This is a genomic window from Pseudomonas quercus, from assembly GCF_012033695.1.
In the GTDB taxonomy this organism is placed as follows: domain Bacteria; phylum Pseudomonadota; class Gammaproteobacteria; order Pseudomonadales; family Pseudomonadaceae; genus Aquipseudomonas; species Aquipseudomonas quercus.
The window spans coordinates 350,829-371,267 of sequence record NZ_JAAVJI010000002.1; the positions used below are offsets into that span (position 1 = coordinate 350,829).

A 20,439-nucleotide genomic window follows, 5' to 3' on the forward strand; every position below is an offset into this window, starting at 1 on the left:
TTATTTCTCTTCCAGCATGGCCCGCAGCATCCAGGCGGTTTTTTCGTGAGTTTGCATACGCTGGGTCAGCAGGTCTGCAGTTGGCTCGTCGCTGACTTTATCCAGCAGCGGGAACAGGCTGCGGGCGGTGCGCACGACGGCTTCCTGGCCCGTGACCAACTGCTTGATCATGTCTTCAGCGGCAGGAACGCCCTCTTCTACCGTAATCGAGGACAAGCGTGCGTACGTGGCATAGGTGCCAGGGGCAGGAAAGCCCAAGGCGCGGATGCGTTCGGCGATAGAGTCCACGGCCAGGGCCAGTTCGTTGTATTGCTCCTCGAACATCAGGTGCAAGGTACGGAACATGGGGCCGCTGACGTTCCAATGGAAATTATGGGTCTGCAGGTACAGCACGTAGGTGTCCGCAAGCAGGCGGGACAAGCCTTCTACAATGGATTTGCGGTCTTCTTCACTGATACCGATATCGATTGCCATGGATATTCCCTTGTTGAGTGAAACGTTTCAAAAGATGCACACGCTACTGTAGCAAGACCGCCGTTTGGCTGCAGCGGTCACGGCAGAGCCGCTGGCGCCGCGTGTCTGCAAAAAGTCATTAGTCTGTGCGATCCGCGAGATGCAATTGAGCTAACGGGGCTATTTCCTGTTAAATAGCCAGGTGCCGAAGGCGCGTTGCCAATCCCTTTCGAGTCGCCGCTTCCTTTCTTGTTCCATGCGGTTGCCGTGCGGGGTTGGCACGCAGGTGCATAGGCCAATCCCTCCAGCTGTTTTTCGTTCAACATTGTTTACGTGCACTGCGAGGGATCAGCGCTTTATTGATCCTCTGGAAAAATGTGAGTCATACCCATGTTGAAAACCGTTCATCTGATGACAGGCGCAGGCGCATTGCTGCTGGCCGCCTTGCCTGGCTTGATGCCAGGCGCCATGCCTTACCTCTCGCAAACCGATGCCTTTCACCTGGCCTTCATCGGCCTGGGCAACCTGCTGTTCGCCCCCTTGATTCCGCAATGGAAACAAAACCCTCGGCAAACCTTGCAAACCTTTGTAAGCGCCCTACTGGTACTCGCCGCTGTGCTACAGGCGCTGGTGCTGTACGCACCTCTGCCACTGGTGGCAGGGGAACCTGCAGTATGGCTGGGCCTGCTGTCGATGCTGGCGGCCGTCGTGCTTCAACTGGCCGCCAGCCGGCCCAAGCAGTACGTAGCGCCCGCACCGGCGAACTTCAATGCGGCCAACCGTGATACCGGTACAGTGAAGTGGTTCAACACCTCCAAGGGTTTCGGGTTCATTTCTCGTGACTCAGGGGATGACATTTTCGTGCATTTCCGCGCCATCCGCGGCGAAGGTCATCGCGTGCTCGTGGAGGGCCAGCGTGTGGAATTCTCTGTCATGAACCGTGACAAAGGCCTCCAAGCCGAGGATGTGGTAGCAGCAGCCCCAGGGCGCTAACGCTACATCTAGTAGTGGGGGGGCGGCGCTTCATCACCACCCTCCCCATACTGCCCCCCTGCTATTTCCCTGTACCGTTCTATCAACTGGCCAAGTTGCGCCGCCATCAAGGTGAGCTGCCGCTGCTGCTCTACCAGCACCTCGTTCAGCTCATGAATCGTGTCGTCCTGGAAAGCCAGGCGTGTTTCCAGCTCTGTGACGCGGTCTTCAACGTTCATCCGTATCAGCCCATGCAAAGTCGCCTGTCAGGCTATGGCGTAGTTGTGCCTTGAACTGCTCAAGGCGCTCATGTTCATAACTGGCCGCAGCCACCCTTCCCCACACTGGCGCAGGCCAGGCCGCATCGCGGGTATAGCGAGCAATGACGTGTATGTGCAACTGGGCGACTACGTTACCCAGGGCAGCCACATTTATCTTGTCCGCCTCTACCGCCGCTTTTAACTGCTGCGCCACCAACGCCGTTTCACGGGCAAGCTGCGCCTGGTCAGCACTTTCCAGCTCGAACGCCTCGGTGATGCCTGACCGGCGTGGCACGAGAATCAGCCAAGGGTAATTGGCGTCCTTGCTCAGCAATAACCTGCACAGCGGGAAATCCCCTAGCACCCACGTATCCGCCTGCAAGCGGGGATCAAGCTCGAACATTGCTGTTTCCTCTATAGGGCAACCGCCTGGACTGGCGAAGGCCACAAGCATACCTGCCAAGGTGCTGATTGGGATGGATAGCCTGCGCCAAATCGGCCTGGCCTGTGTAAGCCCGCGCACCTTATCGGGGCACATAATAGGATGAGCATTGGGATAGAACCCATACCACCTAGGCGCTTCGTTAGGTGCTTAAGCCAAACGGTGCTAAGCGGAGGCTTGCTAAGCACGAACTTTAGGCTAGCCTGTGCTGCGCCAGTGCTACTTTTCGCACCATAACGGTTCAGGATGAGCCCATTAGGTGCGCGCTAGCCGTTATTCATCAATAAGTAACGGAGCATTGGTAACACTTTACTGAGGATTGACCGAGCACCATATTAAAGCGCAATGCCTGTCAAGGCTTGGTGGAAGCGCCCTAACCCCAATGACAGCAGGGTTTTACGCTGCCTGGGTAAAAAAAGTGAAAATTTTGTGAGCTACCCGCTGGATTGAGCACAGTTGTTGCAAATACTTCAGCAAGCCGGTCACAGCAGGGCAGTCGGCCCCGGCAAGGAGCCTTGGTAGGCACGAGGCAGCGGACACGACGCAAAGGATAAAACGTGGCACCCGAGATTTTACCTTCCTGCCCGGAAGGCCATCAGTGGTGCTGCAGAACAACCGTGAGCATGACACTGGTCATGCCACACCTGATAAAGAAAGAGCTGGCCAGATAAAAAACAGGCGGCTGGCGGCACTTCCTAAAAACCAAAGGAGCAAGTCACGATGAAAGTGATGAAGTGGAGCGCGATTGCACTGGCAGTAACTGCAGCGGCAGGCTCGCAATTGGTCATGGCCGAGGCATTCGTCAGCGACCAGGCAGACGCCAAGGGCTTCGTTGAAGACAGCACCCTGAACGTGTTGCTTCGCAGCTACTATTGGAACCAGGACAACAAGGACCGCAGTGACGACGGCAAAGGCTGGTATGGCGGTGTTCACGGCGTGTACAGCTCCGGCTTCACCACCGGCACCGTTGGGGTAGGTGTCGATGCATTCGGCTATTTCGCCGCCAAACTCGATGACAACAGCCATGGCACAGGCAACCTTCCTGTGGGTTCCGATGGCCGTACGGATGATACGTTTGGCAAGGCGGGTGCTGCCGCCAAGTTCCGTATCTCCAAAACCATGCTCAAAATCGGCGACATGCAGCCCTCCACCTCTCCAGTCTTTGCAGTGGGCGGCTCACGCATCACGCCTCAGACCGCTAGCGGCATCAGCCTGATGACCAGCGAGATCAAAGGCCTGGACCTGGAAGCAGGCCATTTCTACTCCTCCAGCTCTGCCTCCAACAGTAACCGCGACGGCGAACTGTGGGCTACCTATGGCAGCGTTACTGCAAGCTCTGTAGATTTTGGCGGTGGCCGCTATCAGATCAATGACAACTTGAGCGTGGGTGCTTATGCATCCGAGTTCAAAGATGTGTGGAACCAGTACTACGGTAACGTGAACTACGTGTTGCCATTGGCCGACAGTCAATCCCTGACTTTCGACGCCAACTATTACAACACTCAGGATCAAGGTAGCGCCAAGGCCGGTGATATCAACAACAATACGTACTCGCTCTCCGCGGCGTATTCGTTCCTGACTGCTCACACCGTTACCTTAGCCTTCCAGAAAGTGAACGGCAGCACGGCGTTCGATTACCTGGGCGTAGGCCGTAACGGTTCAGGGGAAGGCGGCGATTCTATCTTCCTCGCCAACTCCATCCAGATCTCGGACTTCAACGGCGCTGGCGAAAAATCCTGGAAGCTGCAATACGAACTCAACATGGCTTCCTACGGCGTGCCTGGCCTTACCTTCATGGGCCGCTATGTCAAGGGTGATGACATCAAGGGCTATTACGGTAGCCGCTTCGCCAGCGATGCTGACCACCATGAGACCAACGTTGAAGCCAAATACGTCGTTCAGGAAGGCCCGGCCAAAAACCTGTCCTTCCGTACGCGCCTTGCCTGGCACCGCGCCAGTACCGAGCAGATCGACGGCAACTCCAACAACTTCCGCTTGATCGTGGACTACCCGATCTCGATTCTGTAACCGAATCGCGGCGAGCCAGCTCCACCGAACAGCCCGGCCTAGCGCCGGGCTTTTCATTGGCGCTGCTTGCTCCGTACAATGACCCGCTAAATCCGAATTCAGCAACCGACACGGCCTACCATGCGCACTAGTCAATTCCTGCTCGCCACACTCAAAGAAACCCCGTCCGACGCGGTGGTTATCAGCCATCAGCTGATGCTCCGTGCGGGGATGATCCGCAAGCTCGCTTCCGGCCTGTACACCTGGCTGCCGATGGGCTTGCGAGTGATGCGCAAGGTTGAAGCCATTGTGCGTGAAGAAATGAACGCCGCCGGCGCCCTGGAAGTGCTGATGCCTGGCATCCAGCCTGCCGAGCTGTGGCAGGAGTCTGGCCGCTGGGAACAATATGGGCCTGAGCTGCTGCGCCTGAAGGACCGCCATGCGCGGGAATTCTGCGCAGGCCCTACCCATGAAGAAGTGATCACGGACATTGCACGCAACGAGCTGAATAGCTACAAGCAGTTGCCGATCAACCTGTACCAGATCCAGACCAAATTCCGTGACGAAATCCGCCCACGCTTTGGCTTGATGCGTGGCCGCGAGTTCATCATGAAGGACGCCTACTCCTTCCATGCCGACCAGGCTTCCCTGCAGGCAACCTACGACCGCATGCACCAGGCGTACTGCAATATCTTCACCCGCCTGGGCCTGAACTTCCGCCCTGTGGAAGCCGACAACGGCTCCATCGGTGGTGCCGGCTCCCACGAATTCCACGTGCTGGCCTCTTCGGGCGAAGACGACATCGTATTCAGCAATGGCTCCGATTACGCCGCCAACATTGAAAAGGCCGAGGCCCTGCCACGCGAGACCGCTCGCGGCGCTGCAACCGAAGCCCTGCGCCTGGTAAACACACCGGATACCAAGACCATTGCCGCGTTGGTAGAAGGCTTCAACCTGCCCATCGAAAAAACCGTGAAGACGCTGGTGGTGCACGCCGCTGAAGAAGGCAAGCTGATCGCCCTGGTGATCCGCGGGGATCACGAGCTGAATGAAATCAAGGCCGGTAACCACCCTTTGGTGGCGAGCCCCCTGGTCATGGCAGGCGAAGCCGAACTGCGCGAGGCTATCGGCGCAGGTGCCGGGTCCCTGGGCCCGCTGAATCTGCCCCTGCCCTGCATCATCGACCGCTCGGTGGCCTTGATGAGCGATTTTGCCGTCGGTGCCAACATCGACGATAAGCACTACTTTGGCGTGAACTGGGAGCGTGACCTGCCGGTGCCGGAAGTAGCAGACCTGCGCAACGTGGTGGAAGGCGACCCAAGCCCTTGTGGCAATGGCACCCTGGAAATCAAGCGCGGTATCGAAGTGGGCCATATCTTCCAGCTGGGCACCAAGTACAGCGAAGCCATGAAAGCACAGGTGCTGGGCGAGAACGGCAAGCCTGTGACCATGACCATGGGTTGCTACGGCATTGGTGTTTCCCGCGTAGTGGCCGCAGCCATTGAGCAGAATCACGACGCCAACGGCATTATCTGGAGCGACACCCTGGCACCGTTCCAGGTGGCGCTGGTGCCATTGCGCTACGAAACCGAACAGGTGCGTGAAGCCACGGATACCCTGTACTGCGAATTGACCGCAGCAGGTATCGATGTGCTGCTGGATGACCGCGACAAGAAAACCAGCCCTGGCATCAAGTTCGCCGACATGGAGCTGATTGGTATTCCGCACCGGATCGTCATCAGCGACCGGTCCCTGGCCGAAGGCAAGCTGGAATACAAGCAGCGCACGCAAAGCGATGCACAGAGCATGGATGTGGCGGACGTTCTGCCCTTCCTGCGCGCACGCCTGGGCCGCTGATCAATACATAGGGCGTTCATGTTTACCACACGTTTTTCGCTGTCTGGAACGGCCGCCATGTGCGGCCTGTGCCTGCTGGCCGGCTGCGCCAACCACATGTCTCAACGAAGCGAGCAGGAGGCACGCACCGAGCGCAAACCCGTTGAGCATCACTTGTCGCTGGAGGTGGGGGACCCTTTGATGGAACAGCCACAGCGACGGGTGCGTGTTACAGAGCAGTCCACGTTCGAGGTGACAGACTTCGAAGTGACCCGCCGCTATGACCGCTACACGCCTTACCAACCCTGGCGCGAGTTCTACGAAGTCCCCTTGGGGGCCGTGGCCGTGGTAGCGGGTGTGGCCGCCAACGCGTTGAATGTTGTGCTGTTAGGGCGCCTGCCGGAAAACGTGACACATGGGTGGATCAATTACGGCTTTGCCGGGGTGAATCCTTTCATGAACACCCAATCCAACGGCCGTGCGGAACAGAACCTGGCAGGCATTGAAGAGGTACAGCGCGACAAGCGCCAGGAGGTGCTTGCCGAGCCGTGGGTAGAAAAGCCCGTAGAGGTGACAGCGGGTTCTGAGGTGTATGCGCTCAATACCGACAGCAAGGGCTACCTGCGCTTGAACCTGCTGGATGCGCCTTTTGCCGACCAGGACCTGCGCCGTGTGAACCGCCTTGTGTTGATGGCAAAGGATGATGACGGTACGTCCCGCGCCGACGCAACGCTGCAGCTTGCTGCCACCCTGCGAACACGCGTAGCCGAAGCCCGTGGGCTGATCTATGACGACTTGGAGGACGACGAGGTGAGCCAGTGGGTATACCGAGTCAAACGCCTGTCACAGCTAGGGTTTGAAGACGAAGCCAATGGGCTGCAGCAAAGCCTGCTGGAGCTGACCCGCAATGATCCGGAACTTCACCAGGACTTTATCAAGGCACTGGCACGGGATGCAGGGCGCGTTGTGGATCAGTAATACGTGTGGGGCCTGTGCCTGGGCCTAGGCCCTGTCGCTGGCCGCTTCCCCAAACAGCTCCAACTGGGTAAGCGCACCTTTCATGTCATGTAACCGCACACCTATCCCAAGCAACCGTACAGGCTTGTTCCCTCGGGCATAAGCCTGGCCGAGCAGCGTTCGGTAGCTCTGCAAGTCTCTGGAAGCATTGGCCTGCTCCAGCGTGGTTTGTGTGAAGTCATGAAACTTGACCTTTACGAACGGCTTGCCAAGGCGATAACTGTCATCCAGCCGGGCCAGCCGCCCCGCCAGTGTCTCTATCAGATCGGGCAGCTTGGCCAGGCAGGCGTCAAGGTCTGGCAAATCCTGGTCGTAGGTATTTTCCACACTGGCAGATTGCCGCCGACTGTCCACGTGTACCGGCCGATCATCAATACCTCGGGCGAGCTGGTACAACCGCTCACCAAACCCCCCGAACTCTCGAATAAGGTTCAGCCGTGGCCACTCCAGGAGGTCGGCACAGTGCTCGATGCCTAGGCGTATTAATTTATCGGCTGTGACCTTGCCTACACCGTGCAGCTTGGCCACCGGCAGTGCCGCCACAAAGGCTTCCACCTCGGCTGGGGTGATCACGAACAGCCCGTTGGGCTTGCGCCAGTCGCTGGCAATTTTGGCCAGGAACTTGTTCGGTGCCACGCCAGCAGACACTGTAATGTGCAATCGCCTTGAAACATCCTGGCGAATGGCTTCTGCAATGCGGGTTGCACTGCCATGAAAATGGGGAGATTGCGTCACATCCAGGTACGCCTCGTCCAGAGACAGCGGCTCGATCAGGTCCGTGTATTGCTGGAAGACAAGATGGATTTCGCGGGAGGCTTCCTTATAGGCATCGAACCGGGGGCGAACGATGGTCAGGTCCGGGCACAGCTTCAAGGCATGACGCGATGACATGGCCGAGCGCACACCATAGGCGCGCGCCTCGTAGTTGCAGGTGGCTATAACGCCCCGCCGCTCCGCCGAGCCGCCTACCGCCAGCGGTTTACCCGCCAGCCTCGGGTCGTCACGCATTTCGATGGCCGCATAGAAGCAGTCGCAATCGATATGAAGGATTTTTCGCTGCACCATCGCTGAACGACACCTGTTGATACAGGTGAATGAATATACAGTACTTGAAGCCAAATCGCTCAAGTCACGGCGTTAGAGCCTTTTGCCCCAGTGCTAAATGTATGACTGGAAAGCATTTTTTCCGTCGTAAAGGTTGACAAGCCCAGCGATGCGCGTAGAATCCGCCCCACAGACGCGGGATGGAGCAGTCTGGTAGCTCGTCGGGCTCATAACCCGAAGGTCGTCGGTTCAAATCCGGCTCCCGCAACCAAACAGAGAAAGGCCACTTGAAAAAGTGGCCTTTTTTTTGTCACTGCTTTTTCATCGCTGTTTTTGATAGCTGCCATGAACTGAGCGTGACCTGCTACAGCACCGGAATAAATAAATACGGCTTAGTGTTGACACGGCACAAAACTTCCCTATAATGCGCAACCACAGACGCGGGATGGAGCAGTCTGGTAGCTCGTCGGGCTCATAACCCGAAGGTCGTCGGTTCAAATCCGGCTCCCGCAACCAAACAAAGAAAGGCCACTTGAAAAAGTGGCCTTTTTTTTTGCCTGTGCCAATCTTGAGCTTGTATGGCAGCATTGGCGCCAGTACGAAACTTCCCCTCGGGCAGAGGGGTCTGGTCGAAGAGCGCGCAGGAATCCCAGTTTCGCAAAAATTTCATTTTCCAGGGATTGGTAAGTTGCCCAGATACCGCCATCCTGTCGCGCTCAATAGGCGAGGTCATTGATGCGCCCCGAAATGTCTGAAGTAAACGACACTGCAACCCCTCCTGAACCTCTACCCTCCCGCCGCCTGCGCTGGCTGGAGCTGCTAAGCCGGTACCGTCAGCCATTGGGTATCGGGCTAACCTTGGTGATGTTTGCCATTGCCCTTATTGCCTGCCGCCGCATGCTCAGGGATCTGGACCTCTACGCGCTGCACGATTCGGTCGCGGCCACGCCCTCCTCCGCGTTGCTGGCAGCGCTGGGCTTTACCGTTGCAGGTTTTGCAGTGCTACTGGGCTATGAATGGTCAGCAGCACGCTATGCCAACGCTCCGTTGCCCCCGCGCACCCTTGCGTTGGGTGGGTTCACCGCCTTTGCTATCGGTAATGCGGTAGGCCTCTCCCTGCTGTCCGGCGGCTCAGTGCGTTACCGCCTGTACTCGCGCCAAGGCGTCGGCCCTGCAGAAGTGGCCCGCATGACGCTCTTTGCCAGCCTGTCTCTAGGGTGCGCCTTGCCCCCGCTGGCAGCGCTGGCATGCCTGAGCGACCTGGGCGCGGCCTCCACGGCGCTGCGGCTGCCGCCTACCGTGCTGGCAGCCATTGCTGTGGGCGTACTGCTACTGGCCGGTGGTTTGGCGGTGGGCGTGTATCGTCGCCGCACACCCGCGCAGCCATTCCCTCACAACCTCATTGTACGGGCAGGCCGTAGCACCCTGCGCCTGCCTGCGCTGCGCCTGTGCCTGCTGCAATTGGCAATCACTGCGCTGGATGTAGCCGTGGCGGCTGCCGTGCTGTATAGCCTGTTACCAGAAGCTCCGCCGTTCGGGGCCTTCCTTCTGGTCTACCTGCTAGCCTTGGCGGCCGGGGTACTCAGCCATGTGCCAGGCGGCGTAGGGGTATTCGAGGCCATTCTGCTGGCGGCTTTTGCCAATCAGCTGGGGGCTGCACCCCTGGCCGCGGCCTTGTTGCTGTACCGGTTGATCTACGTGATGCTGCCCTTCCTGGTGGCCTGCCTGGTGCTGCTGGCCAACGAAGCACGGCGGCTATTGTTTGCCCGGCAGGCCATTCGGGTGGCCTCAGGCCTGGCGGCGCCCATTCTGGCGGTGCTGGTGTTCCTGTCAGGCATGGTGCTGCTGTTCTCGGGCGCTACCCCGGAAATTGACACCCGCCTGCGGCATATGGGCTTTTTGATTCCCCATCGCTTGATCGACGCGTCGCACTTCGCCGCCAGCCTGATCGGTGTGCTCTGCCTGCTGCTTGCCCAAGGCCTGCGACGTCGTCTGTCGGCTGCCTGGATGCTGACCATGATCCTGCTGCTGACCGGCTCGGTGCTCTCGTTGCTCAAAGGCTTTGATTGGGAAGAGGCCAGCATCCTCACCCTTACCGCCTGCCTGCTAGCCGTGTTCCGCCGCTCGTTCTATCGGCCAAGCCGCCTGATGGAGCTTCCGCTGTCGCCGTTCTACCTCATGGCAGCGGCTTGCGTGGTGGGCGCATCGATCTGGCTGCTGTTCTTCGCTTATCAAGACGTGCCCTACAACAACCGCCTGTGGTGGCAGTTCGCGCTTGATGCCGATGCACCGCGGGCGCTGCGGTCGGCACTGGGCAGCGCTGTGCTGCTGATCATTGTTTCGCTGACGTGGCTGCTGCGCACGGCTCGGCCGGTGATTCACTTGCCCGCCAAGGATGAGCTGGACCGGGCACACAAGATCCTGATGGCCTCGCATCAGCCCGATGGCGGCCTGGCGTTGACCGGCGACAAGGCGCTGCTCTTCCACCCGGATGACAAAGCCTTCCTGATGTATGCGCGCCGCGGCCGCAGCTTAGTTGCCCTGTACGACCCTATCGGGCCTACCCAGCCGCGTGCAGAAATGATCTGGCAGTTCCGGGACCTGTGCGACTTCCATCATGCACGCCCTGTGTTTTATCAGGTACGTGCCGAGAACCTGCCGTTCTACATGGACATTGGCCTGACCGCGATAAAGCTGGGAGAAGAGGCGCGCGTGGACCTCCGCCGCTTCCACTTGGACGCCAAGGGCAAGGAAATGAAAGACCTGCGCTATACCTGGAACCGGGGTACGCGAGATGGCCTGAGCATGGAAATCTATGAGCCGGGCACAGCCCCGCTCGATGAACTGAAAGTTATCTCAGACGCCTGGCTGTCCGGTAAGAATGTGCGCGAGAAAGGGTTCTCCCTCGGGCGTTTCAGCCCGGACTACCTCAAGCACTTCCGTATCGTGATCATTCATTTCCAGGGTCGCCCCGTGGCGTTTGCCAACTTGCTGGAAACCCATAGCCATGAGCTGGCCAGCCTGGACCTGATGCGTTCGCACCCCGAAGCGCCGAAGTTGACCATGGAGTTCATGATGGTAGGGCTGATCCAGCACTACAAACAGCTGGGCTATGGGCGCTTTAGCCTGGGGATGGTGCCGTTGTCTGGGTTGCAACCGCGGCGCGGCGCCCCGCTTACCCAACGTTTGGGGTCGATGGTGTTCCGGCGTGGAGAGCAACTGTACAACTTCCAGGGCTTGCGCCGGTTCAAGGACAAGTTCCAGCCGGACTGGGAGCCTCGTTACATGGCCGTGCCCGCGGGCCTTGACCCGCTGGTGGCATTGGCTGACACCGCTGCCCTGATCGCAGGCGGCCTGACTGGATTGGTGAAACGCTGATGATTCGACGTTACTGGCGCCAAGCGCTGATTGTGCTGTTGATCGTGATCGCCTTGGCTGCGGCGGCTTTCTGGTGGGCCCACCGGCCCATTCCGCCTGCTACGGCCGAGCCGGTAAAGCTCAGTGATGGCAGCGAGGCTACGCTGGTGACACCAGGCCAGCGTACCAAGGTAGTCATAGCGGTCGCTGTGCCGGCAGACCAACAGATGACTGAACGCCAGCTCACCGACCTTAGCCGCACAGGTGCAGCGAAGATCCTTCAAGTGGTGCTGCCCAAGGACGACTGTGTTGCCCAGCAACAGGCCTTCCAAGCTGCGCTTAAGCAACTGCCGTCTGCCCCAGACGTGGTCGGCGGCATCGGCCCTGGTGCTTCCCTGGCATGGGCTTGGCTGGCCGGGCAAAACAATGACAAGGCCCGCGCCGTGTCCGTGGACCTTACGTTGGAGCAGCCTAACTGCAAGCTTGACGTGCCCAAGAAAGCCAACCATGGCAAGTGGTCCGTAGCGTGGAACGATTGGCCCGATGATGTGAGTGCCACCTTCGTGCGCGGCCAGGCCAATGCCCAGAACATCATCAGTGACTACGATGTGAAGCTGCCACAATTGCTCAAGACGCAACTGACCCAGGCCTTGGTGGGCGAAAACGATACCGGCCTGAAAATGCCAGTGGTGGAAGTGCCTTCCAGCAAACCAAACGACACGGTTACGCTGTTCCTGTCCGGTGACGGCGGCTGGCGCGACCTGGACAAGGACGTGGCCGAAGACATGGCCAAGACCGGCTACCCGGTGGTGGGCATCGATACCCTGCGTTACTACTGGCAGCACAAGTCCCCGGAAGAAAGTGCCGAGGACCTGGTGGAAGTGATGCAGTACTACCGCCAGAAGTGGGGCGCCAAGCGCTTTGTGTTGGCAGGGTATTCGTTCGGGGCTGATGTACTGCCGGCCATCTATAACCGTATGCCGGCTGAGGAACAGGCCCGGGTAGACAGCATGATCCTTCTAGCCTTTGCCCGCAGCGGCAGCTTCGAAATCGCCGTAGAAGGCTGGCTGGGTGCCGAGGGCAAGGAGGCGCCTACCGGTCCTGAATTGGCCAAGGTGCCGGGTGCCAAGGTGTTGTGCGTGTATGGTGTGGAAGAAGTGGACGAGAGCGGCTGCACCGAAGCCACAGACCTGGGCGAAAAGCTTCAGCTGCCCGGCGGCCATCACTTCGACGAGAACTACCCCGCCTTGGCGCAGAAGCTGATTCAGCAGATAGACAAACGCAAAGCACAGTAGGTTTTGTGCTCATGGCTCCTACAGAAACCGCGCGATGCACGGCCCTGTAGGAGCGGTCCTAGGCCGCGAACAATACACATAGGCTCTGAGGCTCCTTCGCCCGCTGCGCGGGCTCCTACAGAAACCGCGCCAGGCACGGGCCTGTAGGAGCGGTCGTAGGCCGCGAACAATACACATAGGCTCTGAGGCTCCTTCGCCCGCTGCGCGGGCTCCTACAGAAACCGCGCCAGGCACGGGCCCTGTAGGAGCGGTCGTAGACCGCGAACAATACACATAGGCTCTGAGGCCCATTCGCCCGCTGCGCCCGCGCTTCGCAGGCTCCTACACAAACCGCGCCAGGCACGGGCCGTGTAGGAGCGGTCGTAGACCGCGAACAATGCGCATAGGCTCTGAGGCCCATTCGCCTGCTTTCGCAGGCTCCTACAGAAACTGCGCCAGGCACGGGCCCTGTAGGAGCGGTCGTAGGCCGCGAACAATGCGCATAGGCTCCAAGGCCCATTCGCCCGCTTTCGCAGGCTCCTACAGAAACCGCGCCAGGCACGGGCCTTGTAGGAGCGGTCGTAGACCGCGAACTGTACACATAGGCTCTGAGGCCCATTCGCCCGCTTTCGCAGGCTCCTACACAAACCGCGCCAGGCACGGGCCTTGTAGGAGCGGTCGTAGACCGCGAACAATGCGCATAGGCTCTGAGGCCCATTCGCCTGCTTTCGCAGGCTCCTACAGAAACTGCGCCAGGCACGGCCCTGTAGGAGCGGTCGTAGACCGCGAACAATGCGCATAGGCTCTGAGGCCCATTCGCCCGCTTTCGCAGGCTCCTACACAAACCGCGCCAGGCACGGCCTTGTAGGAGCGGTCGTAGACCGCGAACTGTACACATAGGCTTTGAGGCCCATTCGCCCGCTTTCGCAGGCTCCTACACAAACCGCGCCAGGCACGGGCTCTGTAGGAGCGGTCGTAGGCCGCGAACAATACGCATAGGCTCTGAGGCCCATTCGCCCGCTTTCGCAGGCTCTTACACAAACCGCGTGGAGCACGCGCCCTGTAGCGAACAGGCCGCGAACTACATCTCCACCTGAGTCCCCAACTCGATCACCCGGTTCAACGGCAGGCGGAAGAACCGTAGGTTGCCATTGGCGTTTTTGAGCATGAACGCGAACAGCCCTTCCCTCCAGCGAGCCATGCCTGGCAGGCGGGACGGGATCACCGTTTCCCGGCTAAGGAAGTAAGTGGTACGCATGGGGGTGAAGTCCAGGTCTTCGAGCTGACATAGGCCCAGTGCAGCTGGCACGTCCGGCTCGTCCATGAAACCGTAATGCAGAATCACCCGGTAGAAGCCTTCGCCAAACGCCTCCACTTCTACCCGTCGCTCTGCCGGCACACGTGGCTGGTCTTCGCTCAATACCGTCAGCAGTACCACCTGCTCATGCAGCACCTGGTTGTGCAGCATGTTATGCAGCAAGGCATGGGGCACAGCATCCTGGCGCGCGGTCAGGAACACCGCCGTACCCTGGGCACGGTACGGCGGCTGCACACGAATACTGCCAATGAAGATGGGCAACGGCAGGCTGCCTTCGTCCAGGCGCTCCACCAGCAATTGCTTGCCGCGCTTCCAGGTGGTCATGAGGATGAACAGGGCCCCACCAGCCAGCACTGGGAACGCGCCGCCCTGCACGACCTTCGGCACGTTGGCGGCGAAGAACAGCAGGTCCACCAGCAGAAAGCTGACCATCAGCGGAACGGCCAGCCAAGGCGACCAGTTCCAGAGGCGTATCACCACTACGGATAGCAGCACGGTGGTGCACAACATCGTGCCCGTTACTGCCACGCCGTAGGCCGAAGCCAAGGCGCTGGAGGATTCGAACCCCAGCACCAGCAGAATCACGCCCACCATCAGCATCCAGTTCACGGCACTGATGTAGATCTGGCCCTGCTCACTGCTGGACGTATGCTGAATATGCATACGCGGAATGTAGCCCAGCTGGATAGCTTGATGTGTCAGTGAGAAGGCACCGGAAATCACCGCCTGGGAAGCGATCACTGTGGCCAGGGTCGATAGCCCTACCAGAGGAATCAGCGCCCAGCCCGGTGCCAACAGGAAGAAGGGGTTGCGTGCCGCTTCGGGGTTTTCCAGCAACAGCCCGCCTTGGCCAAAATAGTTAAGTACCAATGCGGGCAGCACCAATGCAAACCAGGCGCGAGCGATGGGCTTGCGGCCGAAGTGCCCCATGTCGGCATACAACGCTTCGGCACCGGTGAGCGCCAGTACCACGGCGCCCAGCACGGCGACGCTCATACCAGGGTGGCTGGCGAAAAAGCGCAGCATCCACACCGGATTGATGGCGTGCAGCACCTCCGGATGATGGGAAATGCCCAGCGCACCCAAGGCGCCCAGCACCAGGAACCAGCACACCATGATGGGCCCGAACAACTTCCCGATGCTGGCTGTGCCGTGCTTCTGCAGTACGAACAGCCCGATGAGAATTACCAAGGCAATGGGAATGACCCATCGGTCCACGCCGTCGAAGGCCAGCTCCAGCCCTTCTACTGCAGACAGCACCGACACCGCAGGGGTGATCATGCTGTCTCCATAGAACAGTGCTGCGCCTACCAGGCCGAAGATCACCATGACCGCACCCAACCGCGGGTAACCGGCCACAGCCCTGCGCGCCAAGGACAGCAGGGCCATGGTACCGCCCTCCCCCTGGTTGTCGGCACGGAGCACGAACAGCACATACTTGATTGACACTACCCAGACTAGCGCCCAGAAGATCAACGACAGCACGCCCAACACGCCTTCATGGGTGACGGTCACGCCATAACCCCCCATGAACACTTCCTTGAGGGTGTACAAAGGGCTGGTACCGATGTCGCCATACACCACGCCCACGGCTGCCACCAGCACACCCAGCGGTTTTGCGGCGGCGTGACCGCCCTGTGCCTCACTGCTTGCCTGACCCATCCACCTCTCCTGCTACCCTTGATACCGGCCTGGTTCGTTCGCGTTGAAGTCTGGCGCGTTGCCACCTTCGCACGGAGGGCGCGAAGCATAGCGCAGCGCCGGTCGTATTTCCCTGCTAAACACTGGAAATGAAGCGCGCGCATCGCTAGAATTGCGCACTTTTTGATCAGGCGCGTTGAACGCGCACACGGGCAAGGCCGTGCCCCTGCCCCATATCGAGGTTAGTCATGTCTACTGTCACTGCGCCTGCCGTCGCCCCAAAGGTCGGCTTCGTCTCACTGGGCTGCCCTAAAGCGCTGGTCGATTCGGAGCGGATCCTGACCCAATTGCGCATGGAAGGCTACGAGGTTGTACCCACCTACCAGGACGCAGACGTGGTGGTAGTCAACACGTGTGGCTTTATTGACAGTGCCAAGGCCGAATCGCTCGAAGTGATTGGCGAAGCCATCGCTGAAAATGGCCGGGTAATCGTGACCGGTTGCATGGGCGTGGAAGAGAACGCCATTCGCAACGTGCACCCCAGCGTGTTGTCTGTCACTGGGCCACAGCAGTACGAGCAGGTGGTCAACGCTGTTCACGAAGTGGTGCCACCCCGCCAGGACCACAACCCGCTCATCGACCTGGTTCCTCCACAAGGCATCAAGCTCACCCCACGCCACTACGCCTACCTGAAGATTTCCGAAGGCTGCAACCACAGCTGCAGCTTCTGCATCATCCCTTCCATGCGCGGCAAGCTGGTCAGCCGGCCAGTGGGCGACGTACTGGACGAAGCCCAGCGCTTGGTCAAGGCAGGCGTCAAGGAGCTGCTGGTCATTTCTCAAGACACCAGCGCCTACGGTGTGGACGTGAAATACCGTACCGGCTTCTGGAACGGCCAGCCGGTGAAAACCCGCATGACCGAACTGTGCCAGGCACTCAGCACGTTGGGTGTGTGGGTACGCCTGCACTATGTGTACCCGTACCCACACGTGGATGAACTGATCCCGCTGATGGCCGCTGGGAAAATCCTCCCGTACCTGGACATCCCTTTCCAGCACGCCAGCCCCAAGGTGCTGAAGTTGATGAAGCGCCCGGCGTTCGAAGACAGAACCCTGGCCCGTATCAAGCAATGGCGTGAACTCTGCCCTGAGCTGGTGATTCGTTCCACGTTCATCGTGGGCTTCCCGGGTGAAACCGAAGAAGACTTCCAGTACCTGCTGGACTGGCTGACCGAAGCGCAACTGGACCGCGTAGGCTGCTTCCAGTATTCGCCTGTGGAAGGCGCACCGGCCAATGCATTGGCCGATATCGTGCCAGACGAGGTGAAGCAGGACCGCTGGGACCGCTTCATGGCGCATCAGCAGGCTATCAGCGCCGCGCGCCTGCAAAGCCGTGTGGGTCGCGAAATCGAGGTATTGATCGACGAGGTGGACGAGCAAGGCGCCATTGGCCGTTGCTTCTACGACGCGCCGGAAATCGACGGTAATGTTTACGTGGAGGCCGACCGCCCCCTGCACCCTGGCGACAAGGTAATGTGCCGCGTGACCGAAGCAGACGAATACGACCTCTGGGCTACAGCTATCTGACCCGCCCTCGGCGCGGCCTGGCAGGGTGCCATGGTCGCGCTGGACGTGCATTTCCTGCTTTCCCGCTCAAAGGCGTGTAACCACTTATGATTCACAACGACGTACTGCGCAGCCTGCGCTATGCCCTGGCCATCAGCGATGGCGCACTGGTGGACATGATCAAGCTGGGTGGCCAAACCGTGACCATCGAGGCTGTACGCACCTACCTCAAGAAAGAGGACGAAGACGGGTTTGTTCGTTGCCCGGATGCGGTCATGGGCCACTTCCTGGATGGGCTGGTGTTCCATCGCCGGGGCAAGGACGAAAGCCGGCCGCAACTGCCGCTTCAATTGCCCGTGTCCAACAATGACATTCTCAAGAAGCTGCGTGTGGCCTTCGAGCTGCGCGAAGACGACATCCGGCAGATCCTGGCCACTGTCGACTTCCCGGTATCCAAGCCGGAACTGAGCGCCCTTTTTCGCAAGGTCGGCCATGATAACTACCGCGCCTGTGGCGATCAGTTGCTGCGCAACTTCCTTAAAGGCCTGACCCTGCGACTGCGACCCTGACATGGCCTACAGCATGGTGCCGGTGGGCTATGTTCGGTCCTGCTTCAAAGAGAAATTCGCTATTCCTCGCCAGCCTGCACTGGCCAGTGCTGCGCGTGGCTGCCTGGAGTTGATCGCCCCCTATGATCGGCCCGAGGCCGTTCAAGGGCTAGAGGCCGTCAGCCACGTGTGGCTGCTATTCGTGTTCCATCAGGCACTTGAAGCACAACCTAGGCTGAAGGTCCGGCCGCCTCGCCTGGGCGGCAACCGCAGCATTGGCGTATTTGCCAGCCGCGCGACCCACCGGCCCAATGGCATGGGCCAGTCTGTGGTGCGGCTGGACCGGGTTGAGCCGGGCAAGCTGTGGCTGTCCGGCATCGACCTGCTCGATGGCACACCCGTGCTCGACATCAAGCCCTATGTACCCTATGCCGATCAGGTGCCAGGGGCATTCAATGGCTTGGCAGACACTGCCCCACCCCTGATTCAGGTGCAGTGGACCGAAACGGCACTGCAGAAGGCTCAGCAGCACGCTGGGCGCCTTGGTGAGCCACTGGTAGCCCTGATCGAACAATGCCTGGCCCAAGACCCTCGCCCGGCCTATCAGGCACCGCCCCCCGAGCGGCAGTACGGGGTGAAGCTATGGGACGTGGAGGTGCGCTGGCATTACCCAGATGCCCATGGCATTCGCGTGCTGGAAGTGGTCCCGCAGGCATGAAAAAGCCGCCGGGCGTCTAGCGCGCGGCGGCTTCGCAGTCAGCAACCTGGCTTACTTCTCGACGAAGGCACGCTCGATCAGGTAATCCCCTGGCTCACGCATGCGTGGCGACACGGTAAGGCCGAAGCTGTTGAGCACTTCACTGGTTTCATCCAGCATGCTTGGGCTACCACACAGCATGGCGCGGTCGTGTTCCGGGTTGATCGGGGGCAGGCCAATGTCAGCGAACAGCTTGCCACTGCGCATCAGGTCAGTCAGCCGGCCCTGATTGCGGAACGGATCGCGGGTCACCGTGGGGTAGTAAATCAGCTTTTCCCGTACGCCTTCACCGAAGAACTCGTTCTGCGGCAAATGCTCGGTGATGAACTCGTGATACGCCACTTCGTTGGCATAACGCACACCGTGTACCAGAATCACCTTTTCGAAACGCTCGTAGGTTTCCGGGTCCTGGATGACACTCATGAACGGTGCCAGACCCGTACCCGTGCTGAGCAGGTACAGGTGTTTACCGGGTTTGAGGTCATCGAGTACCAGTGTGCCGGTAGGCTTCTTGCTGATGATGATCTCGTCGCCTTCGTTCAGATGCTGCAACTGCGAGGTAAGCGGGCCGTCTTGCACCTTGATGCTGAAGAACTCCAGATGCTCTTCCCAATTGGGGCTGGCGATGGAGTAGGCGCGCATCAGAGGGCGGCCATTGGGCTGCTGCAGGCCGATCATCACGAATTGGCCGTTCTCGAAGCGCAGCCCAGGGTCCCGGGTGCACTTGAAGCTGAACAGGGTATCGTTCCAGTGATGAACACTGAGCACGCGCTCGTGGTTGAAGTTGCTCATTGAAAGAAAGCTCCTGAAAACGCTGTACCCTGCCAGGCAGGTGCCGACAGTGCGGCATGATTGCGCGGTATTCTAGAGCCCGTAATAATATCTGTTAAATGAATTATCAAGATATACCTAATCGGTTATATAGATATGCGATTTACCTTACGCCAGTTACAGGTTTTTGTGGCCGTGGCCCAGCAGGAAAGCGTCTCTCGCGCTGCGTCCCAATTGGCGCTGTCGCAGTCGGCCGCCAGTACCTCCATCACAGAGCTGGAGCGGCAATCAAGCTGCCAGTTGTTCGATCGGGCGGGCAAACGCCTGAGCCTTAATGCGCTGGGGCACCAGCTATTACCCAAGGCCGTCGCCCTGCTGGACCAGGCCAAGGAAATTGAAGACCTGCTCAATGGCAAGTCTGGCTTTGGGTCATTGGCGGTAGGGGCCACGCTTACCATTGGCAATTACCTGGCCACCTTGCTCATTGGCAGCTTTATGCAGCGCCACCCGGAAAGCCAGGTGAAGCTGCATGTGCACAACACGGCCCATATCGTGCAGCAAGTGGCGCAGCATGAGCTGGACCTGGGCTTGATCGAGGGGGATTGCTACCACAGCGATATTGAAGTTCACCCTTGGGTGGAAGACGAGCTGGCCGTGTTCTGCTCCCCCGCTCACCCGTTGGCTGCCAAAGGCAGTGCCAGCCTTGAAGACTTGGTGGGGGAAGCCTGGATTCTTCGAGAACAAGGATCTGGCACGCGCCTGACCTTCGACCAAGCCATGCGCCACCACCGCTCCACGTTGAACGTGCGGTTGGAGCTGGAACATACCGAAGCCATCAAGCGCGCCGTGGAGTCTGGGCTGGGCATTGGCTGCGTGTCTCGCCTGGCCCTGCGCGACGCCGTGCGCCGGGGGAGCCTGGTCTACATTGCCACGCCGGAGCTGGACCTGGCGCGGCAGTTTTTCTTCATCTGGCACAAACAGAAATACCAGACCTGCGCCATGCGCGAGTTTCTAGAGCTGTGCCGTACGTTTACGGCCGGTGTGAAGCGCAGCGATGAAATCGTGCTGCGGCCTTTCGCATAGGGTTTGTACGAAAAGTCGGCGAGCGAAGGCCAGGCAAGGAAAAAGCCAGCGAGGAAGCGGAGTTTACTGGTTGTAAATGAGCATTCCGAGCTGG

Annotated in this window: 16 protein-coding genes, 2 tRNA genes and 1 pseudogene; 13 read left to right on the forward strand and 6 right to left on the reverse strand. The window is 59.6% G+C overall.

Translation table 11 applies throughout. The features are described from left to right. Complete coding sequence (locus HBH25_RS04880) at positions 1-474, reverse strand: Dps family protein (protein ID WP_168082094.1); 474 nt, start codon at positions 472-474, stop codon at positions 1-3. A 369-nt stretch (positions 475-843) separates the two neighbouring features. Here HBH25_RS04880 and HBH25_RS23500 point away from each other — a divergent pair. Both HBH25_RS23500 and HBH25_RS23235 read left to right on the forward strand, forming a co-directional pair. After that, positions 844-1,164 (forward strand): annotated as a pseudogene (locus HBH25_RS23500) (cold shock domain-containing protein membrane protein); the annotation flags it as partial. An 84-nt stretch (positions 1,165-1,248) separates the two neighbouring features. Then, a complete protein-coding gene (locus tag HBH25_RS23235; protein WP_225776263.1) occupies positions 1,249-1,446 on the forward strand; it encodes a cold shock domain-containing protein in 198 nt (65 codons plus the stop codon). A gap of 8 nt (positions 1,447-1,454) precedes the next feature. Here HBH25_RS23235 and HBH25_RS04890 read toward each other — a convergent pair whose 3' ends face one another. Both HBH25_RS04890 and HBH25_RS04895 read right to left on the reverse strand, forming a co-directional pair. Next, positions 1,455-1,664, reverse strand: a complete 210-nt coding sequence (locus tag HBH25_RS04890; RefSeq protein WP_168082098.1) for a SlyX family protein — start codon at positions 1,662-1,664, stop codon at positions 1,455-1,457. Then, positions 1,654-2,088: an HIT domain-containing protein gene (locus tag HBH25_RS04895; RefSeq protein WP_168082100.1), complete on the reverse strand. Its 435-nt coding sequence runs from the start codon at positions 2,086-2,088 to the stop codon at positions 1,654-1,656. Before HBH25_RS04895 ends, HBH25_RS04890 begins: the two co-directional genes overlap by 11 nt. Positions 2,089-2,847: 759 nt before the next feature. Here HBH25_RS04895 and HBH25_RS04900 point away from each other — a divergent pair. The 3 genes from HBH25_RS04900 to HBH25_RS04910 all read left to right on the forward strand — a co-directional run bounded on the left by HBH25_RS04900 (position 2,848) and on the right by HBH25_RS04910 (position 6,948). Next, positions 2,848-4,155, forward strand: a complete 1,308-nt coding sequence (locus tag HBH25_RS04900; RefSeq protein ID WP_168082102.1) for an OprD family porin — start codon at positions 2,848-2,850, stop codon at positions 4,153-4,155. A 120-nt stretch (positions 4,156-4,275) separates the two neighbouring features. Beyond that, complete coding sequence (locus HBH25_RS04905; RefSeq protein ID WP_168082104.1) at positions 4,276-5,991, forward strand: proline--tRNA ligase; 1,716 nt, start codon at positions 4,276-4,278, stop codon at positions 5,989-5,991. Positions 5,992-6,009: 18 nt separating this feature from the next. Then, a complete protein-coding gene (locus tag HBH25_RS04910) occupies positions 6,010-6,948 on the forward strand; it encodes a hypothetical protein (protein WP_168082106.1) in 939 nt (312 codons plus the stop codon). 24 nt (positions 6,949-6,972) lie between these two features. On the opposite strand, the gene dinB is transcribed toward HBH25_RS04910, so the two are convergent. Further along, on the reverse strand, positions 6,973-8,052 hold the full coding sequence (dinB, locus tag HBH25_RS04915) for a DNA polymerase IV (protein WP_168082108.1): 1,080 nt from the start codon (positions 8,050-8,052) through the stop codon (positions 6,973-6,975). 173 nt (positions 8,053-8,225) lie between these two features. On the opposite strand from dinB, the gene HBH25_RS04920 reads away from it, so the two are divergent. The 4 genes from HBH25_RS04920 to HBH25_RS04935 all read left to right on the forward strand — a co-directional run bounded on the left by HBH25_RS04920 (position 8,226) and on the right by HBH25_RS04935 (position 12,683). Further along, positions 8,226-8,302 (forward strand) — tRNA-Met (locus tag HBH25_RS04920). A gap of 168 nt (positions 8,303-8,470) precedes the next feature. Beyond that, positions 8,471-8,547 (forward strand) — tRNA-Met (locus HBH25_RS04925). Positions 8,548-8,766: 219 nt separating this feature from the next. Then, positions 8,767-11,409: a bifunctional lysylphosphatidylglycerol flippase/synthetase MprF gene (gene mprF / locus HBH25_RS04930; RefSeq protein ID WP_168082110.1), complete on the forward strand. Its 2,643-nt coding sequence runs from the start codon at positions 8,767-8,769 to the stop codon at positions 11,407-11,409. Further along, positions 11,409-12,683: a virulence factor family protein gene (locus HBH25_RS04935; RefSeq protein ID WP_168082112.1), complete on the forward strand. Its 1,275-nt coding sequence runs from the start codon at positions 11,409-11,411 to the stop codon at positions 12,681-12,683. Before mprF ends, HBH25_RS04935 begins: the two co-directional genes overlap by 1 nt. A gap of 1,060 nt (positions 12,684-13,743) precedes the next feature. Here the strand turns inward: HBH25_RS04935 and HBH25_RS04940 are convergent. After that, the gene (locus HBH25_RS04940; protein WP_168082114.1) at positions 13,744-15,642 is read right to left on the reverse strand and encodes a potassium transporter Kup; all 1,899 of its coding nucleotides are present in this window, start codon (positions 15,640-15,642) and stop codon (positions 13,744-13,746) included. A gap of 227 nt (positions 15,643-15,869) precedes the next feature. Here HBH25_RS04940 and rimO point away from each other — a divergent pair, with 227 nt between their 5' ends. The 3 genes from rimO to tsaA all read left to right on the forward strand — a co-directional run bounded on the left by rimO (position 15,870) and on the right by tsaA (position 18,452). Next, positions 15,870-17,207 carry a 30S ribosomal protein S12 methylthiotransferase RimO gene (gene rimO, locus HBH25_RS04945; protein ID WP_168082116.1) on the forward strand — a complete coding sequence of 446 codons (1,338 nt, stop codon included), beginning with the start codon at positions 15,870-15,872 and terminating at the stop codon, positions 17,205-17,207. 86 nt (positions 17,208-17,293) lie between these two features. Then, positions 17,294-17,755, forward strand: coding sequence for a YehS family protein (locus HBH25_RS04950; RefSeq protein ID WP_168082118.1), 462 nt, complete (start codon positions 17,294-17,296; stop codon positions 17,753-17,755). A gap of 1 nt (position 17,756) precedes the next feature. Next, positions 17,757-18,452 (forward strand): tRNA (N6-threonylcarbamoyladenosine(37)-N6)-methyltransferase TrmO, encoded by a 696-nt coding sequence (tsaA, locus tag HBH25_RS04955; protein WP_168082120.1) that lies wholly within the window; start codon positions 17,757-17,759, stop codon positions 18,450-18,452. Between the two features lie 51 nt (positions 18,453-18,503). Here tsaA and HBH25_RS04960 read toward each other — a convergent pair whose 3' ends face one another. Next, positions 18,504-19,283, reverse strand: coding sequence for a ferredoxin--NADP reductase (locus tag HBH25_RS04960; protein ID WP_168082122.1), 780 nt, complete (start codon positions 19,281-19,283; stop codon positions 18,504-18,506). A 135-nt stretch (positions 19,284-19,418) separates the two neighbouring features. On the opposite strand from HBH25_RS04960, the gene HBH25_RS04965 reads away from it, so the two are divergent. Continuing rightward, positions 19,419-20,345 (forward strand): LysR family transcriptional regulator, encoded by a 927-nt coding sequence (locus HBH25_RS04965; RefSeq protein ID WP_168082124.1) that lies wholly within the window; start codon positions 19,419-19,421, stop codon positions 20,343-20,345. Positions 20,346-20,439 lie beyond the last annotated feature (94 nt).

Coding starts and splice junctions, on each gene's coding strand:
- HBH25_RS04880 (WP_168082094.1), bottom strand. CDS start 474: ATGGCAATCGATATCGGTATCAGTGAAGAAGACCGCAAATCCATTGTA.
- HBH25_RS04890 (WP_168082098.1), bottom strand. CDS start 1,664: ATGAACGTTGAAGACCGCGTCACAGAGCTGGAAACACGCCTGGCTTTC.
- HBH25_RS04895 (WP_168082100.1), bottom strand. CDS start 2,088: ATGTTCGAGCTTGATCCCCGCTTGCAGGCGGATACGTGGGTGCTAGGG.
- HBH25_RS04900 (WP_168082102.1), top strand. CDS start 2,848: ATGAAAGTGATGAAGTGGAGCGCGATTGCACTGGCAGTAACTGCAGCG.
- HBH25_RS04905 (WP_168082104.1), top strand. CDS start 4,276: ATGCGCACTAGTCAATTCCTGCTCGCCACACTCAAAGAAACCCCGTCC.
- HBH25_RS04910 (WP_168082106.1), top strand. CDS start 6,010: ATGTTTACCACACGTTTTTCGCTGTCTGGAACGGCCGCCATGTGCGGC.
- dinB (WP_168082108.1), bottom strand. CDS start 8,052: ATGGTGCAGCGAAAAATCCTTCATATCGATTGCGACTGCTTCTATGCG.
- mprF (WP_168082110.1), top strand. CDS start 8,767: ATGCGCCCCGAAATGTCTGAAGTAAACGACACTGCAACCCCTCCTGAA.
- HBH25_RS04935 (WP_168082112.1), top strand. CDS start 11,409: ATGATTCGACGTTACTGGCGCCAAGCGCTGATTGTGCTGTTGATCGTG.
- HBH25_RS04940 (WP_168082114.1), bottom strand. CDS start 15,642: ATGGGTCAGGCAAGCAGTGAGGCACAGGGCGGTCACGCCGCCGCAAAA.
- rimO (WP_168082116.1), top strand. CDS start 15,870: ATGTCTACTGTCACTGCGCCTGCCGTCGCCCCAAAGGTCGGCTTCGTC.
- HBH25_RS04950 (WP_168082118.1), top strand. CDS start 17,294: ATGATTCACAACGACGTACTGCGCAGCCTGCGCTATGCCCTGGCCATC.
- tsaA (WP_168082120.1), top strand. CDS start 17,757: ATGGCCTACAGCATGGTGCCGGTGGGCTATGTTCGGTCCTGCTTCAAA.
- HBH25_RS04960 (WP_168082122.1), bottom strand. CDS start 19,283: ATGAGCAACTTCAACCACGAGCGCGTGCTCAGTGTTCATCACTGGAAC.
- HBH25_RS04965 (WP_168082124.1), top strand. CDS start 19,419: ATGCGATTTACCTTACGCCAGTTACAGGTTTTTGTGGCCGTGGCCCAG.